The following is a 14,005-nucleotide window of genomic DNA, read 5'->3' on the forward strand; positions in this document are numbered from 1 at the left end:
GGAATGACGCCCACGAATCAAATAGTGGGACGGTTCTGGCGCATGTGGAAAATCGGAGGGCGCGGCAAGAAACGATGGCAAAAAACGGAAGAATCAGGGCTGGCGGTTGCGTTCTTCGTCGCCAGCAAAGATCCTAAAGAACCTTCGCACAGCGCAGAATTGCCAACGCCTTTGAGCCGGGGCCGCTGCGCCTCCGCGCCCGTCACGGGGCTTCTAATCCAGAAGCCCGTCTTTCCGTCTCGTTTGAGAACCGATCACAGTCTCTCTTCTGTCGTGAAGCAGCTTGTCGTCGCCAACGCCCCGCTCGTTGCGGGCATCGCCTCGCTCCTTGCGCTCGCCTTCGCCTTTTACCTCGTCCGGTACATCCTCCGCCAGGACGCCGGCAACGAGCGCGTGCAGGAATTGTCCCGAGACATTCAGGCCGGGGCGAAAACGTTCATGACCCGTGAGTTCCGGTACCTCGCCATCTTCGCCGTCGTCGTGGCGGTCGTGTTGTACTCCATGCCGGAGACCGGGCTTCCGACGACCATCGGGTTTCTCGTCGGGACGGTGGCCTCGGGGCTGGCCGGCTGGATCGGCATGTGGATCGCGACCAAGTCCAACGGGCGCACGGCCCACGCCGCGCAGACCAGCTTCGCCAAGGCGCTGAACATCGCCTACTCGGGCGGCTCCACGATGGGCTTCTCGGTGGTGGGGCTCGGGCTGCTGGGCCTGGCCGTCATCTACGCCCTGTTTCCGGAGCACAGTCACGCCTGGCTCGGCTACGCCTTCGGGTCCTCCTGCGTGGCGCTGTTTCTGCGGGTGGGGGGCGGCATCTACACCAAGTCCGCCGACGTGGGGGCCGACGTGGTGGGGAAGGTGGAGGCCGGCATTCCGGAAGACGACCCCCGCAACCCCGGCGTCATCGCCGACAACGTGGGCGACAACGTGGGCGACGTGGCCGGCATGGGCTCGGACCTCTACGAGTCGTACGTCTCGGCGGTGGCGGCGACCATGTTCCTCGGCGCGGAGGTGGACTTCGCGGCGGCCTTTCCCAACCTCGGGTTCGAGGACCTGGGGCTCATGATTGCCTTCCTCTTCGGGGTGCTCGGCATCGTGTCGTCCATCATCGGGTACTTCTTCGTGAACGCGGGGGAGGGGACCGACGTCTCCTACGAGCAGCAGGCGGCCAACGCCCGGTCGGCGCTGAACCGGGGCACCACGGTTGCCAACGTGCTGACGAGCCTCCTGGCCCTGGGGCTTATCTTCTGGCTCGTGCCGGCCGGGGAGTCGGCCGCGGCGGTGATCGACGACGCAACGGCCTCGATGGACGTGCGCTGGGCCCTCTTCCTGACCATCCTGTCCGGCCTCATCACGGGCGTCGTGATCGGGAAGGCGACCGAGTACTACACCTCCGAGTACGCGCCGGTAAAGCAGATTGCGGAGTCGGCCGAGACGGGGGCCGCAACGACCATTATTGAGGGGCTCGGCACCGGCATGTTGAGCACGGTGGTGCCCGCCCTGGCGGTGTCCGTCGCGACCCTGCTGGCGTACTACCTGGGCGGCCTCTTCGGCATCGCGCTGGCTGCGCTCGGCATGCTGCTCACGCTCGGCGTGGTGCTGTCGACCGACGCCTACGGGCCGATCACCGACAACGCGCAGGGCATCTCCGAGATGGCCAACCTCGGCCAGGACGTGCGGGAGCGCTGTGAGGCGCTCGACTCGGCCGGCAACACGACCGCCGCGATCGGGAAGGGCTTCGCCATCGGCTCCGCGGCGCTGGCGGCGCTCGCGTGGCTGGCGACCTACTTCTCGGAGGCGGCGGCGCAGAACCTGCTGTCGCTGGAGGCGGGCGTCAACCTCATGAACCCCGCCGTCCTGGTGGGCCTGCTGCTGGGCGCCATGCTGACGTTCTACCTCTCCTCGGTCGGCATCCACGCCATCAGCCGCGGCGGGGCGGCCGTCGTCAACGAGGTGCGGCGCCAGTTCGACGAGATCGACGGCGTGCGCAGCGGGGACACGAAGCCGGACTACGCCCGGTGCGTGGACATCACGACGGGCGCGGCGCTGCGCGAGATGATGCTGCCCGGCGTCGTGGTGCTGGTGGCGCCGGTCGTGGTGGGCGCCCTGCCGGGCCTCGGGGTCGAGGCGCTGGCGGGCCTGCTCGCCGGCGTGCTGATGAGCGGCTTCCTGACGGCCATCTTCATGTCGAACGCCGGGGGCGCCTGGGACAACGCCAAGAAGTACATCGAGTCCGGCGTGCACGGCGGCAAGGGGGGCGAGGCGCACAAGGCCTCCGTGGTGGGCGACACCGTGGGCGACCCGCTGAAGGACACGGCAGGGCCCTCGCTCAACGTGCTCATCAAGCTGATGGGCAAGGTGGCGGTCATCTTCCTGCCCCTCTTCGCCTACCTGCTGGGCTAGCGCGTCCTCACATTCTGTGTCTTCCTGTCCCCCCGGCTGGGCGTTCCGGTCGGGGGATTTTGTTTGAGGCCCACGCCGGCGGAGGCGCGTCAGTTGAAGCGGTTCATCGCCGCGTCGATGTCGTCCCGGGCCATCGTGAGGACGGCGTCCTCGGCGTCCTCACGGGCCGACCGGGCCGCCGGCCGCTGCTCGTCGGTGAAGGGGGAGAGGACGTAGTCGGACTGGCGGCCGTCGGGAAAGTCGTCACCGATGCCGACGCGGAGGCGGGAGAATTCGGTGGTGCCGAGCCGCTGGGCCACGTGGGCGAGGCCGTTGTGCCCCCCGCTGCTGCCCGACGGGCGGAGCCGAATGGTGCCGACGGGAAGGTGCAGGTCGTCGACGATGACGAGCAGCCGGTCGATTGGAAGGTCGTAGTGGTCCCGAAGGCCCGCGACGGCGTCGCCGCTCCGGTTCATGTAGGTGAGCGGCACGGCCAGCCCGATCTTCTGATCGACGTACCGCCCCCAGCCGACGAGCGCGTCGGACTGGTGCTGGAGCGAGATGTCGAGGCGTCCGGAGAGCCCGTCGATGACCTGATGGCCGACGTTGTGGCGCGTGTCTTCGTACTCGGCGCCCGGGTTGCCGAGGCCAATGGCGAGCAGGGAGGGGGTGGACATGCGGTCTCAAGGAGTGGGGGGAGACATAGAAAAGGGCGACCGGGGTCGGCCGCCCTTCTGGGGGTAAAATGGAGGGGCGTCGGCGCGCGGCCGGCTGTGCTTACTGATACTCCTCGTCCGCGCCGCCCTCGCCGGCTGCCTCCTCGCCCTCGGCGGGCTCGCCCTCTTCCGTGTCGACGGCCTCGCCCTCTTCGGCAATCTCCTCCTCTGTGAGCTCCCCCTCTTCCTCTTCGGCCTCGGTCGTGGGGGCGGTCTCGATCTGCGGCGCCACCACCGTGACGAGCGTCTGGTCCCTCGACGTTTTGATCTCGTAGTCGGTCTCGAGGTCGTAGACGTGCAGCGAGTCGCCGATGACGAGCTCGCCGATGTCGACCTCGATCTGGGCGGGAATGTTTTCGGGCAGCACCGAGATCGTGAGCTCACGGGCGATCTGCTGCGTGTCGCCGCCGTTCTGCTGGCCCACCGGAATCCCGGTGTAGTTCAGCGGCACCGTCAGCGTAACCTCGTCGCCCTCTTCGAGCGCCTGAAAGTCGGCGTGCAGGGGCCGGTCCGTGAGCGGGTGCAGGTCGTAGTCCTTCAGGATGCAGTTCCACGTGTCCCCGTTCATCTCGACCTCAGCCACCGGGGCCGAGCGCCGGTAGATCAGCTTGTTGAGGGCGGCGATCGGAATCTGCAGCGGGGTCGACTCCACGGTGCGCCCGTACAGCACGCACGGGACGCGGTCGTTGTTGCGGATTTCGCGGGCGGCCTTCGAGCCGGTCTCGCGCGGCTGGGCTTCGATGACGGGGGCGTCCATGACGGGAAGACGGTCCGGTGAAAAGGGTGACAGCAACCGGGGCAGATGACCGATCGCCTCTCTATGCAGAATGCATGCTAAGTCCACCCCTCCGTTTGGTTCCAGGGGGGCGGGATCGATTCAAGCAAAATAGACGCCGACGGGCTGGTGGGGCCCATCCGGGCCGCCCGGGCGCCTCGCCCCAGCCCCCCCCCTGGTTCCTGCCGCACGGGAGAGCGGGCCCTGCTAGTCGGTAAAGAGCGTGGAGACCGACCGGTCGGTGTAAATGTGGCGGATGGCCTTGGCGAACAGGTTTGACACGCTTACCACCTCGATGCAGTCGGACGGGCGCTTGAGGGGCACCGTGTCGGTGATCATGAGTCGCTCAAGGGGGGAGTCCTCGATGCGGTCGTAGGCCGGGCCGGAGAGGAGGCCGTGCGTGCAGGCCGCCATGATTTTCAGGGCGCCGTGGTCCTTGAGCGCCTTCGCGGCGCGGGTCAGGGTGCCGGCCGTATCGACGATGTCGTCGATGATGAGGACGTCCTTGCCCTCCACGTCCCCGATCACGTTCATCACCCGTGCTTCGTTTTGACGGGGGCGGCGCTTGTCGATGAGGGCCAGGTCCACGCCCAGGCGCTGGGCGTAAGCGCGGGCCATCTTGAGGCCGCCCACGTCCGGGGCCAGCACGACGAAGTCGTCGAGGTCGAACTGGCGAACGTGGTCGGTCAGCACGGTGGAGCCGTACAGGTGGTCCACCGGGACGTCGAAAAAGCCCTGGATCTGGGCGGCGTGAAGCTCCATGGTCAGGATGCGATCCACGCCGGCGGAGGTGAGCATGTTGGCCATGAGCTTCGCCGCGATGGAGACGCGCGGCTGGTCCTTGCGCTCCTGTCGGGCGTAGCCAAAGTAGGGGATTACGGCCGTGACGCGTTCGGCCGAGGCCCGCTTGGCGGCGTCGATCAGGAGGAGCAGCTCCATCCAGTTGTCCGCCTTCGGATGGGTGCTCTGAATGATAAACAGATCCGCTCCCCGAATGGACTCCTCGAACCGCACGTAGATCTCGCCGTCCGCAAAGTCGCGGATGCTGAGGTCCCCGAGGGTCGTGCCGTAGGCTTCGGCAATCTTGTTGGCGAGGGCCGGGTTGGAGCGGCCCCCGAAGATGGCGACGCGGTGTTCATTGCTCGACGCACGCATGAGTGGACGGGGCACCGGGGCGGCAGCGGTCAGGGGGATAGAGAGCTGGTTGCCCGGGGTGGATTCGAACCACCACTAACGGCTCCAAAGGCCGCTGTCCTGCCATTAGACCACCGGGCAATGCGGGGCGCGCGGTCTCCTTTTTGTATTCCTCCTGTAGGGTAGAAAAGAACAGGGACTGAGTCAACGAGCCAACGGGGGATCAGTTCGTGAAGAGGGGCTGAGAAGTACCGGGTTACAGACGGGACGGCCCCCAGGCCCGGCCGTCAGGTCCAGGCGCGGAGTTCGGTGAGCTCCTCCGTTACGGTGTCGATCGCGTCGGTCGTCAGCCTGCCCCGATCGGTAAGCAGGCCCCCGGTGACGAGGGCGGCGGGAGTGGTGTCAAACCGAGGGGCCCATACCTCCACGTCCCGAGAGCCGTCGTACACGGCCCGGTCCGCGGCGGACTCGCCGGACGCACCGTCGTCCACTGCGATCTTGTCGACGGCGCACGCGGCGTACACCGGCACATCGGCCCGACGCGCCGCGAGGGCGGCCCCGTACGTTCCGGCCTTATTGACCACCGCCCCCGAAGGCTGCACCGTGTCCGCCCCCACGAGCACGGCGTCGACGCTGCCCCCCTGCAGGCGACGCGCGACGGCGGCGTCGGGGAGGAGCGTCACGTCGAGGCCCGCTTCGGTGAGGCGCTCGGCGACGGCCACGCCCTCGTCTCCGGGCGCCGAGACGGCCACGCTGACAGTGGGCGACGGGTCGGCCGCCTGCAGGGCCGACAACACGGTGCCGGAGCGGGACAGGGTGAGCACGTGGGTCCCGCTTGTTTGCGCGGCCGCGGTCTCGGCCGCCGCCGCGTCGGCCGCCAGGGCGTTCTGGATGGCCTCGTGGGCGTTGGTTTCGACGGCATCAGGAAGGAGCTCCGGACCGCTCGCGTGCATGGCGTGGTGCAGCCGGTTCACCAGCGCCGCCATCGACGGGCGGGCCTCCAGCAGGCGATGCGCGGTGCCGATTAGGCGCCCCCGGGCATCCTCAATTGTGGCGGCCTCGGAATGGGCGAGCATGCCGGCCCGGTCGCGGAGGACCTCCAGGGCCCGAATGGAGAGGTCGGCCGACCCGTGCGTCGTGTCGTTTGCGAGGCCGAGGATGGACGGCGCCACGCGGCGGTACGAGGTCCACAGGTCCGGCACCGTGTCGCGCCGCAACAGTACGGTGGGGGAGGCCCACTCGACCTCCTCGGTCTCCCAGTTCGTCTGGATCGACCGGCTGTCGACGTCGAAGAGGAACGGGTGCACCCGCCAGTGCGCCCCGTGGTCGTCGTCCTCGACCGTGAACGCCGAGCCCTGCCGCCGGGGATGCACGTCGGCACCACGCAGGCCGGTCTCCTCCTCCACCTCCCGCAGTGCGGACGCCGTGGGATCGCCGTCCTCGACGTGCCCGGCAACGGCGCCCCACCGACCGGGGTACGAGCCTACCTCTTCGCTGCGGCGAAGCAGCAACACTTCGCCTCGGTGTCGGAGAAACACGGTGACGACGGGCGTCGGGTCGGCGTCGGGCATGAGAGAAAGACCAGAACACGTGCAGGGAAGCAATGCGACGAAGGGACTGCCTCGCACGTGCCCCGCCGCTCAGCGATCCGCCTCTGAAAGAGCACGGTTGGAAATTTTGCGTCCGATTACTACTACAGAAGTAGTAATAAAGTAGAGGCACCTGCCGCCACGTCGATCCTTCCCGATTTTCTTTGGCTCCTGCTGGACTGCGCGTGGTGGACACCACCCTGACCCACCAGTCGGGGGATCCCCGCCTGTGGCGCCGTCGGGCCGACCTCGCGTTCGAACGAGAGAATCTCAAGAGGGCGCGTCGCGCGTACGTCCGCACGCTGGCCGCGGGCGACTCGTCGGCGACGGTGTACCGACGGATTGGGCTCGTCGACGTGCGCCGCCAGCAGTATGCCCGAGCCCTCCCGTTCCTGCGGCAGTCCCTGCGGCGCGACTCCAGTCACGCCCGTACGACCCTCTATCTGGGCGTTACGTACCTGCGGCTCGACAGCCTGCGCCGGGCGAGCACGTACCTTCAGAGGACCATCGACCAGGAGGCGCGCGGGCCGATCACGAAAGCCCTGGAGCACCACGGGGCCGTGCACAGTCGGCGCGGGGACGTCTCCGCCGCGATTGACGCCTACCAGACGGCGCTTCATCTCCGACCGGAGCGGACGGCCCTCTACTTCCGCCTCGCGACGGTCTACGACGAGCACTACCGGGACAAGACGCCGGCGGCCCGCTACTACCGCCGGTTTCTCCGGGCACACGAGGGGGCCCTTCCTGAGCTGCGCCGGTACGCGACGTCTCGTCTGAAGGCCCTCCGCCCCACCCTTCACATGCAGCAGGGCCCCGCGTCGTCGAACGAGTAGGGGCGGGATCCCAGTGAGGACGGCCTTGTTAGAAGGTTGTGCAAAGCGAATGATCCTCGGGCACGGCGGAGCGGGGGGCGACGAATGCCTCGCCGCTAGCTGGCCCGGACTGCCTGAGCACGTCCATTCGACGCTTCGAAGGGCCTTCCCTGGACTCGACTTTTCGCTTTATGCGACGGACCGCTGCGCTTCTCGTCTTCTTCGGCCTTGTTCTAAGCACGCGCGTGTCGGCGCAGCCGGCGGTCTCCGTCCGCGGAAATGTAGGGGCGGCGTTCTTTCAGTCGCCCGAAGGCCTGAACAATGTCTTGAACTCCGGGGTGGACCTGGGGCTTGGGGCAGGGCTCGAGGTGTACGATGGGTTGGAGGTCGTCCTGCAGGGGAGCTACGACCGGTTTACCCTGAACAGCGACAACGTCGCGCTTCTGGACGACAACCTACCGGTCGGGACGTCGGTGGAGGGCGGTGCGCTGAACCTCATAAACGGGACCGTCGGGTTGCGCTACACCCTCAAGAATCAGAGCGATGCCCATCCGTACGTGGCGGGGGGCATCGGGCTGTACCGGACCGAGCTCGCGGAGGCACAGGTGCGCCAGGGGGACAATCTACTTCCGGAGCGGTCCACGAGAGGAAGGGGCTTTCACCTCGCGGTCGGGTCTAACTTTCGGGTCGATGAGACCTACGGGGTCTTTTTCGAGCCGCGGTACGTCGTCGTCGACACGGACGGCTCGGATCTTCAGACGGGGACTTCGACCCGCTATGTCACCGTTCGCCTGGGGATGGAGGTGCAGTTTTGATCCCCCAGGATCGGCAGAGAAGGCGTCGACTGGGGCGCACGACGAAAGCAGATGGCGCAGAGGGTACAGCGGCCTATGCGGCCGCCGCGGCGTTGACCGCCTCGACCCGCTTTATTTTCGGGACCGACCGCTTGAGGGCCTGCTCGATGCCCGCGCGCAGCGTCATGGTGCTCATGGGGCACGACCCACAGGCCCCCAGCAGCTCGAGCTCCACGACATAGTCGGCGGTCACGTTCAGCAGCCGGACCGACCCGCCGTCCGCCATGAGGTAGGGGCGGATCGTGTCGAGGGCCTCCTCGATGTTGTCGCGCAGTTCCGGGTCGATGTGTGGGGACGACCCGTCTTCGGTGTCGGGGGAGGAAGGCACGTCGTCGGACATAAGGCGTCGAGGCGATTGCGTGAGGCGGCGTGAACCCGGACATCGTACTTCTTCAGTCCCTAACGGACGGGACGCGGGCGCGTTCGCAACATGTGCGGGGCGCGGCCCTGTTCGGTGTCGTTCCGGGCCGGCAGCCGGGCGGCCCTTATTCGTAGAGGATCTCGATCTTCTGCGTCGGGTCGTCCTCGGCGTTGCGGAGGGCAACCTGCTCGGTGAGCTGATCGGCGATCTCGGCAAACGCCTGGGTCGAGGCGCTGTCCGGGGCGGACCGCACGATGGGGGTGCCCTGGTCGCTGCTCTTGCGGATCTCCTGCTGAATCGGCACCTCCCCGAGAAACGGCACGTCGAGCTCCTGGGCCAGCTCCTGGGCGCCCGCCCGGCCGAAGAGGTAGTATTTGCGGTCCGGCTGATCGGGGGGCGAGAAGTAGGCCATGTTCTCGACCATGCCCACGACGGGCACGTTTACGTTGTCGAACATGGCCTTGCCCTTCCGCGCGTCGGCGAGGGCGAGGTCCTGCGGCGTCGAGACGATGACGGCCCCGGTGAGAGGGATGGTCTGGACGATGGTGAGCTGGACGTCGCCGGTGCCGGGGGGGAGGTCGAGGATCATGTACTCGATGTCGCCCCAGTCCACGTCGCCGAGAAACTGGCGCACGGCCTTCGTGACCATCGGCCCGCGCCAGACGACCGCCTGATCGGGGTCGACCATGAAGCCCATCGACAGGGTTTTGACGCCGTGCTTCTCCAGCGGCACCATCTTGCGCTCGTCGTTGACGCGCGGCTTTTCGCCTTCCATCCCCATCATCTTTGGAATCGAGGGGCCGTAGATGTCGGTGTCCACGAGCGCCACCTCGTAGCCCTGCTCGGAGAGGGACATCGCCAGGTTGACGGCGACGGTGCTCTTGCCCACCCCGCCCTTGCCGCTGGCTACGGCAATGGTGTTCTGCACGCCGTCCTCGCCGCTCGTCTGCTGCTTCTCGCCCCCCTGATCGCCCACCATCACGTCGTCTCCCAGCGGAATCATCTCGCTGTCCACCTCCACGTCCACCGTCAGTTCACGGCTCACTTCTTCGTGCAGCAGGCGCCGGCAGGCCTCTTCGACCTGGCTGGCGAAGGACCCGTCCGGGTCCTTTACGACGACGGTGAATGAGACGTGCCCGTCCTCGATCGTGAGGTCCTTCACCATGTCGAGCCGGATAATGTCCTTTTCCTCCTTTGGATGCTTGATCTGTCGGAGGACATCCAGAACGTCTTCGCGGGGGACGGACATGGAAGCAAAAGAGCCGGTGCGGCAGAATGCTGAAGCGATACACTCCACCACAGGAGCGGGTGGATGTTCCTCTCAGCGGCGGAGATTTCCGCCGAATTCCCGCGTCCCGCAACGCCGGGTTGCCGGGGCTGCAGCCTCTAGAAGGAGGGGGCGATCGGAAACGTGAAGGCACCCGGAACGGCAGGGGGAAAACTGACAGGGAACAGGGCCCGGCGGGCCCGGATGGGCGGCACTCGGGGGGGCACTGATTAGGACGGGGAGGCCGGCGCCGAGGCCAGAAGGCGGAGGGTCAGGCCGTGCCGCAGTTCGTAGGGGCTCACGCGAAGATCATCCAGGTCGTAGTGGGCCAGAACGCGGTCGAGAAGGATCACGCCCATCGGAAACACGTCGGCCCGCCCTGCCATCGCCTCCGGGTGCAGCTCAAGGATGCCGTCGACGGACCGACCGAGGAGGCGCTCGCGCCAGTCGCGGACGTCCTCCCGAGAGAGCACGAAGCCGCTGCCGTGCAGGGCGTCCCAGGTGCTGGCGGGGCCCGCGTGGACGAGCGCCAGGGCGGCGGCGGTGCCGGCCGTCCCGATGAGCATGGGGGCATCCCCGACCGCCGGCGCGCGGGCCGCAAGGGCCTCGTCGACGACCTGCGCGGCCGTCTCAACGGCACCGGGGGACGGGGGCTGCGACGCGAAGCAGCGCTCGGTCAGGCGCACGCACCCGACGTCGAGGCTGGCGTGATCCCGGATGGCGTTGGCGGGCGACGAGCGCGTTTGGGCTGGGGCCGTGCCGGCGATGAGTTCCGTGGACCCGCCGCCCACGTCAACGACCAGGCATGCGCCCGAACGGTCGTCGAACGCCGCGCGGGCCGCCGCAAAGCTCCACGTCGCCTCCTCGGTGCCGGAGAGAAGATCGACGGACAGCCCCAGGGCGTCCCGCACCGACGCGAGAACGGCGGCCCGGTTCGCCGCGTCGCGGAGGGCACTCGTGCCGGCGGCCGAGACCCGATCCACGTCGTACGTCCGGGCCTCCTGGAGGTGGTCGCGCAGTGCATCGAGGAGGCGCCCCTGCGCCTCCCGGCCAATGCGGCCCCGGGCATCCATCCCCTCCCCGAGCCGCACGAACCGCTCGGCCGTGTGGAGGCGGCGCAGCCCGGTTTCGCCCTGTTCAGCAACGAGGAGCTGAGCCGTGTTCGTGCCGATGTCGATGGTGGCGAGGCGCATGGGGCGTCAGGGGGATGGGGAGCGAGCGAATCGACCGGCCCACCATCCCTCCTCCGCAGCCTCTGCGTCGAGGGCAAGGCCGTGGGACGCAGCCGCATCGCGGATGTCGTCGCGCTGTGGCCGAAGGAGGCCGGAGAGAAGAAGGGCGGCGCCCGGGGCGAGGCGGGCGACGAGGGCCGGCATCAACTCCAGCAGGACGCGTCGCGTGATGTTTGCGGCCACGAGGTCGTACCGGGTGCCCGGTGCGACGTCCACCGACCCTTCCTGTACGGTGACACAGTCGGTCTCCTCATTCCGGCGTACGTTCTCGCGGGCGTTGCGCACCGCGTCGGGGTTGGTGTCCACCCCCCGTGCCGCGTCGGCACCGAGGCGGCAGGCCGCGATCGCGAGCACGCCGGTCCCGGTGCCCACGTCGAGCACGCGATCGCCGGGGGCGAGGGCCTCGGCCAAAAGCCGCAGGGCCAGTCGCGTGGTCGCGTGGTGTCCCGTGCCGAAACTCATTTCGGGATCGATGCGGAGCACCGTGGCGTCGTCCCGGCCGGACGGAGGGGCCACCGAGGTGGGGCAGACGAGGAACGGCCCGGCCCGCACGGGCGAGAGGGTATCCTCCCAGACGGCGTTCCAGTTCTTCGGTTCCAGGGGCCGAATCGACAGCGCATCGGGGTGCCCGTCGGCGGCCAGGCGGGCTTTCAACTGCTTCTGATCGACGGCGGCCCAGCGATCGGCCGGCACGTAGGCGCGGAGTTCGGTGTCGGTCTGCACGAAGCCGGTGGCGGGCTCTTCCAGCTCCGCCAGAAACGGGGCGTGCTCCACGGGCGGAATGGTGAGAGTGAGCTCGATCGTGTCCATCTCATCACGCAGGCGTCGTTGTGCTTCATCGCACCCGACCCGTGTAGAGGGAGGCGATGCCGAACGTGAGGGGCGTCCACGTTAGGTCGACGAAGCCGGTCCCCTCCATCCGCCGAAGAAAGTCCACCCCGTCCGGAAATGCCGCGACCGAACTGGGCAGGTACTCGTAGGCCCCCTGGTCGGGGCTCAGCAGGCCGCCGACGCGGGGCAGGACGTGGCGGCTGTACCACGCGTAGAGCTGCTTGACGGGCGTCGTGCGGGGCGTGCTAAACTCCAGGACGACGAGGGGGGCGCCCGGCCGCAGGACCCGTCGAATGTCGCCGAGGCCGGCGTCGAGGTCCTCGAAGTTGCGCACCCCAAACGCCACGAAGGCCGCGTCGAATGCGCCGTCGTCGAACGGCAGGGCGGCGGCGTCTGCCTTCTGGAGCGCAATTCGGGCGGCAAGGCCCGCCTGCTGAATCTTCTCCCGCCCCCGGGCCAGCATTTTGGCGGAGAGGTCGATGCCGATGGTCTCGCGGGGATGAAGGGCGCGCTGGACCTTGAGGGCCAGGTCGGCGGTGCCGGTCGCCACGTCCAGCACCCGCCGCGGCTGCTCGGCCCGCAGCGTCCGGACGGCCCGGGACCGCCAGTACCGGTCAATGCCAGCACTGAGGACCCGGTTTAGAAGGTCGTAGCGGGGGGCCACGGCGTCGAACATAGACTCCACGGCCTCTGCCTTGCCGTCGGCCTCGCCGATGGGGGGATAAGAGGGGTCCGGCATCAAGGTGGGGACTGTGAAAACAACACTGTGAACAACAACGGGAGCGCGCCCGACTGAGCAATCCGTCCTTCTGGCGCATTCGTTTTGACAGGGACGAATGCCCCGGTTAAGGAACAGCATGGGCTGGGAAAAGGGTCCGACGTACACCCGAGCCAATGTCTGCTGCTCAGGAACGTCTCGCAGGCATCTCTACCTGGTCCTCATATTTCGTCTCTGTGCCAATGGAGTACGAGAGCGACGCGACGACCACGCCTGGCGCCTACTGAGCCCTGTCCGGGGCATTTTGGGCCCCACCGCCACACGGTCAGCTTAAAATTTGCGTCAGCTTCAGCAGGTCGTAGTCGATCGACTTGCGCCGGCCATAGACGTTGCGGAGGGGCGTGAGCTTGATCTCGTTGTTGGTCATGCCCACCATCACATCCGAGTGGCCGTCCATCAAGGACTCGACGGCGGCCACGCCGAGGCGGCTCGCCAGAACCCGGTCGCTGGCCGTCGGGGCGCCGCCCCGCTGCGTATGGCCGAGAATGGTGGAGCGGAGCTCGATGTCCGAGAAGGCCGCGTCGTCCCGCAGCGCCCGCTCGATGCCCTGGGCCCCGCCCAGCTCGTCCCCCTCGGCCACGACCACGATGGTGGAGCGCCGCTGGGCCGTCATGAGGGACAGGATGCGCTCCTTCACCATGTCCATCTCCGTGATGGTTTCGGGGATCAGGATCAGTTCCGCTCCGCCCCCGATGCCGGAGTTGAGGGCAATAAACCCGGCGTCCCGCCCCATCACCTCCACGAGGAACAGCCGGTTGTGGGCGTCGGCCGTATCGCGGATGCGGTCGATGTTGTCGATGGCCGTGTTGAGGGCCGTGTCGTACCCGATCGTCTGGTCGGTGCCGTACAGGTCGTTGTCGATGGTTCCCGGGCAGCCCACCACCCCGAGCCCGTGTTCGTCGTAGAGCTTCGAGGCCCCCCGAAACGTGCCGTCCCCCCCAATGGCCACGAGGGCGTCGATGCCGTTCTCGCGGAGGCTGTTGGCCGCCGCCCGGCGTCCCTCCTCGGTGCGAAAGGCCTCCGACCGGGCACTCTTGAGGATCGTGCCGCCCGACTGCAGGATGTTGGAGACCGAGCGCCGCTCCATCTCTACGAAGTCGGCCTCAATCATGCCCTCGTACCCGCGACGGATGCCCATCACCGCAATGTCGTTGGCGATGGCCGTGCGGACGACGGCCCGGAGGCATGCGTTCATGCCCGGGGCATCGCCGCCACTGGTGTACACGCCGAGGCACTCGATGTCCTGCATGGTCGGTCGAGAGGGGTCGATGACG

13 protein-coding genes and 1 tRNA gene are annotated in these 14,005 nt (G+C 67.9%); 3 read left to right on the top strand and 11 right to left on the bottom strand.

The window, feature by feature from the left end:
* The first annotated feature begins 3 nt into the window (after positions 1-3).
* Positions 4-2,403 (top strand): sodium-translocating pyrophosphatase, encoded by a 2,400-nt coding sequence (locus tag OJA40_RS12335; RefSeq protein WP_208425877.1) that lies wholly within the window; start codon positions 4-6, stop codon positions 2,401-2,403.
* A gap of 89 nt (positions 2,404-2,492) precedes the next feature.
* On the opposite strand, the gene pth is transcribed toward OJA40_RS12335, so the two are convergent.
* From pth to OJA40_RS12360, 5 genes are all read right to left on the bottom strand, one after another.
* Positions 2,493-3,059, bottom strand: a complete 567-nt coding sequence (gene pth / locus OJA40_RS12340) for an aminoacyl-tRNA hydrolase (RefSeq protein ID WP_208425876.1) — start codon at positions 3,057-3,059, stop codon at positions 2,493-2,495.
* A 100-nt stretch (positions 3,060-3,159) separates the two neighbouring features.
* Positions 3,160-3,855, bottom strand: coding sequence for a 50S ribosomal protein L25 (locus OJA40_RS12345; protein WP_263808515.1), 696 nt, complete (start codon positions 3,853-3,855; stop codon positions 3,160-3,162).
* A 225-nt stretch (positions 3,856-4,080) separates the two neighbouring features.
* The gene (locus tag OJA40_RS12350; protein WP_208425882.1) at positions 4,081-5,028 is read right to left on the bottom strand and encodes a ribose-phosphate diphosphokinase; all 948 of its coding nucleotides are present in this window, start codon (positions 5,026-5,028) and stop codon (positions 4,081-4,083) included.
* Positions 5,029-5,074: 46 nt separating this feature from the next.
* Positions 5,075-5,148: transfer RNA gene (locus OJA40_RS12355), tRNA-Gln, on the bottom strand.
* A gap of 146 nt (positions 5,149-5,294) precedes the next feature.
* A complete protein-coding gene (locus OJA40_RS12360; RefSeq protein ID WP_208425874.1) occupies positions 5,295-6,578 on the bottom strand; it encodes an eIF2B alpha/beta/delta subunit family protein in 1,284 nt (427 codons plus the stop codon).
* A 182-nt stretch (positions 6,579-6,760) separates the two neighbouring features.
* On the opposite strand from OJA40_RS12360, the gene OJA40_RS12365 reads away from it, so the two are divergent.
* Entirely contained in the window at positions 6,761-7,429 is a 669-nt protein-coding gene (locus OJA40_RS12365) for a tetratricopeptide repeat protein (RefSeq protein ID WP_263810801.1), read from the top strand.
* Positions 7,430-7,599: 170 nt separating this feature from the next.
* On the top strand, positions 7,600-8,223 hold the full coding sequence (locus OJA40_RS12370) for an outer membrane beta-barrel protein (protein ID WP_208425873.1): 624 nt from the start codon (positions 7,600-7,602) through the stop codon (positions 8,221-8,223).
* A gap of 73 nt (positions 8,224-8,296) precedes the next feature.
* Here OJA40_RS12370 and OJA40_RS12375 read toward each other — a convergent pair whose 3' ends face one another.
* The 6 genes from OJA40_RS12375 to pfkA form a co-directional block, all read right to left on the bottom strand.
* Positions 8,297-8,602, bottom strand: a complete 306-nt coding sequence (locus tag OJA40_RS12375) for a NifU family protein (protein WP_208425872.1) — start codon at positions 8,600-8,602, stop codon at positions 8,297-8,299.
* Between the two features lie 145 nt (positions 8,603-8,747).
* A complete protein-coding gene (locus OJA40_RS12380; RefSeq protein ID WP_208425871.1) occupies positions 8,748-9,872 on the bottom strand; it encodes an Mrp/NBP35 family ATP-binding protein in 1,125 nt (374 codons plus the stop codon).
* Positions 9,873-10,120: 248 nt separating this feature from the next.
* Entirely contained in the window at positions 10,121-11,083 is a 963-nt protein-coding gene (locus OJA40_RS12385) for a Ppx/GppA phosphatase family protein (RefSeq protein WP_263810802.1), read from the bottom strand.
* A 6-nt stretch (positions 11,084-11,089) separates the two neighbouring features.
* Complete coding sequence (prmA, locus tag OJA40_RS12390; RefSeq protein WP_208425870.1) at positions 11,090-11,932, bottom strand: 50S ribosomal protein L11 methyltransferase; 843 nt, start codon at positions 11,930-11,932, stop codon at positions 11,090-11,092.
* A gap of 25 nt (positions 11,933-11,957) precedes the next feature.
* Complete coding sequence (gene ubiE, locus OJA40_RS12395; RefSeq protein WP_208425869.1) at positions 11,958-12,692, bottom strand: bifunctional demethylmenaquinone methyltransferase/2-methoxy-6-polyprenyl-1,4-benzoquinol methylase UbiE; 735 nt, start codon at positions 12,690-12,692, stop codon at positions 11,958-11,960.
* Between the two features lie 304 nt (positions 12,693-12,996).
* Positions 12,997-13,971: a 6-phosphofructokinase gene (gene pfkA, locus OJA40_RS12400; protein WP_043553081.1), complete on the bottom strand. Its 975-nt coding sequence runs from the start codon at positions 13,969-13,971 to the stop codon at positions 12,997-12,999.
* Between the last annotated feature and the right edge of the window lie 34 nt (positions 13,972-14,005).

This window comes from Salinibacter pepae (assembly GCF_947077775.1).
In the GTDB taxonomy this organism is placed as follows: Bacteria; Bacteroidota; Rhodothermia; order Rhodothermales; family Salinibacteraceae; genus Salinibacter; species Salinibacter pepae.

Coding starts and splice junctions, on each gene's coding strand:
- OJA40_RS12360 (WP_208425874.1), bottom strand. CDS start 6,578: ATGCCCGACGCCGACCCGACGCCCGTCGTCACCGTGTTTCTCCGACAC.
- pth (WP_208425876.1), bottom strand. CDS start 3,059: ATGTCCACCCCCTCCCTGCTCGCCATTGGCCTCGGCAACCCGGGCGCC.
- OJA40_RS12380 (WP_208425871.1), bottom strand. CDS start 9,872: ATGTCCGTCCCCCGCGAAGACGTTCTGGATGTCCTCCGACAGATCAAG.
- OJA40_RS12370 (WP_208425873.1), top strand. CDS start 7,600: ATGCGACGGACCGCTGCGCTTCTCGTCTTCTTCGGCCTTGTTCTAAGC.
- OJA40_RS12375 (WP_208425872.1), bottom strand. CDS start 8,602: ATGTCCGACGACGTGCCTTCCTCCCCCGACACCGAAGACGGGTCGTCC.
- OJA40_RS12350 (WP_208425882.1), bottom strand. CDS start 5,028: ATGCGTGCGTCGAGCAATGAACACCGCGTCGCCATCTTCGGGGGCCGC.
- OJA40_RS12385 (WP_263810802.1), bottom strand. CDS start 11,083: ATGCGCCTCGCCACCATCGACATCGGCACGAACACGGCTCAGCTCCTC.
- OJA40_RS12345 (WP_263808515.1), bottom strand. CDS start 3,855: ATGGACGCCCCCGTCATCGAAGCCCAGCCGCGCGAGACCGGCTCGAAG.
- prmA (WP_208425870.1), bottom strand. CDS start 11,932: ATGGACACGATCGAGCTCACTCTCACCATTCCGCCCGTGGAGCACGCC.
- OJA40_RS12335 (WP_208425877.1), top strand. CDS start 4: ATGACGCCCACGAATCAAATAGTGGGACGGTTCTGGCGCATGTGGAAA.
- ubiE (WP_208425869.1), bottom strand. CDS start 12,692: ATGCCGGACCCCTCTTATCCCCCCATCGGCGAGGCCGACGGCAAGGCA.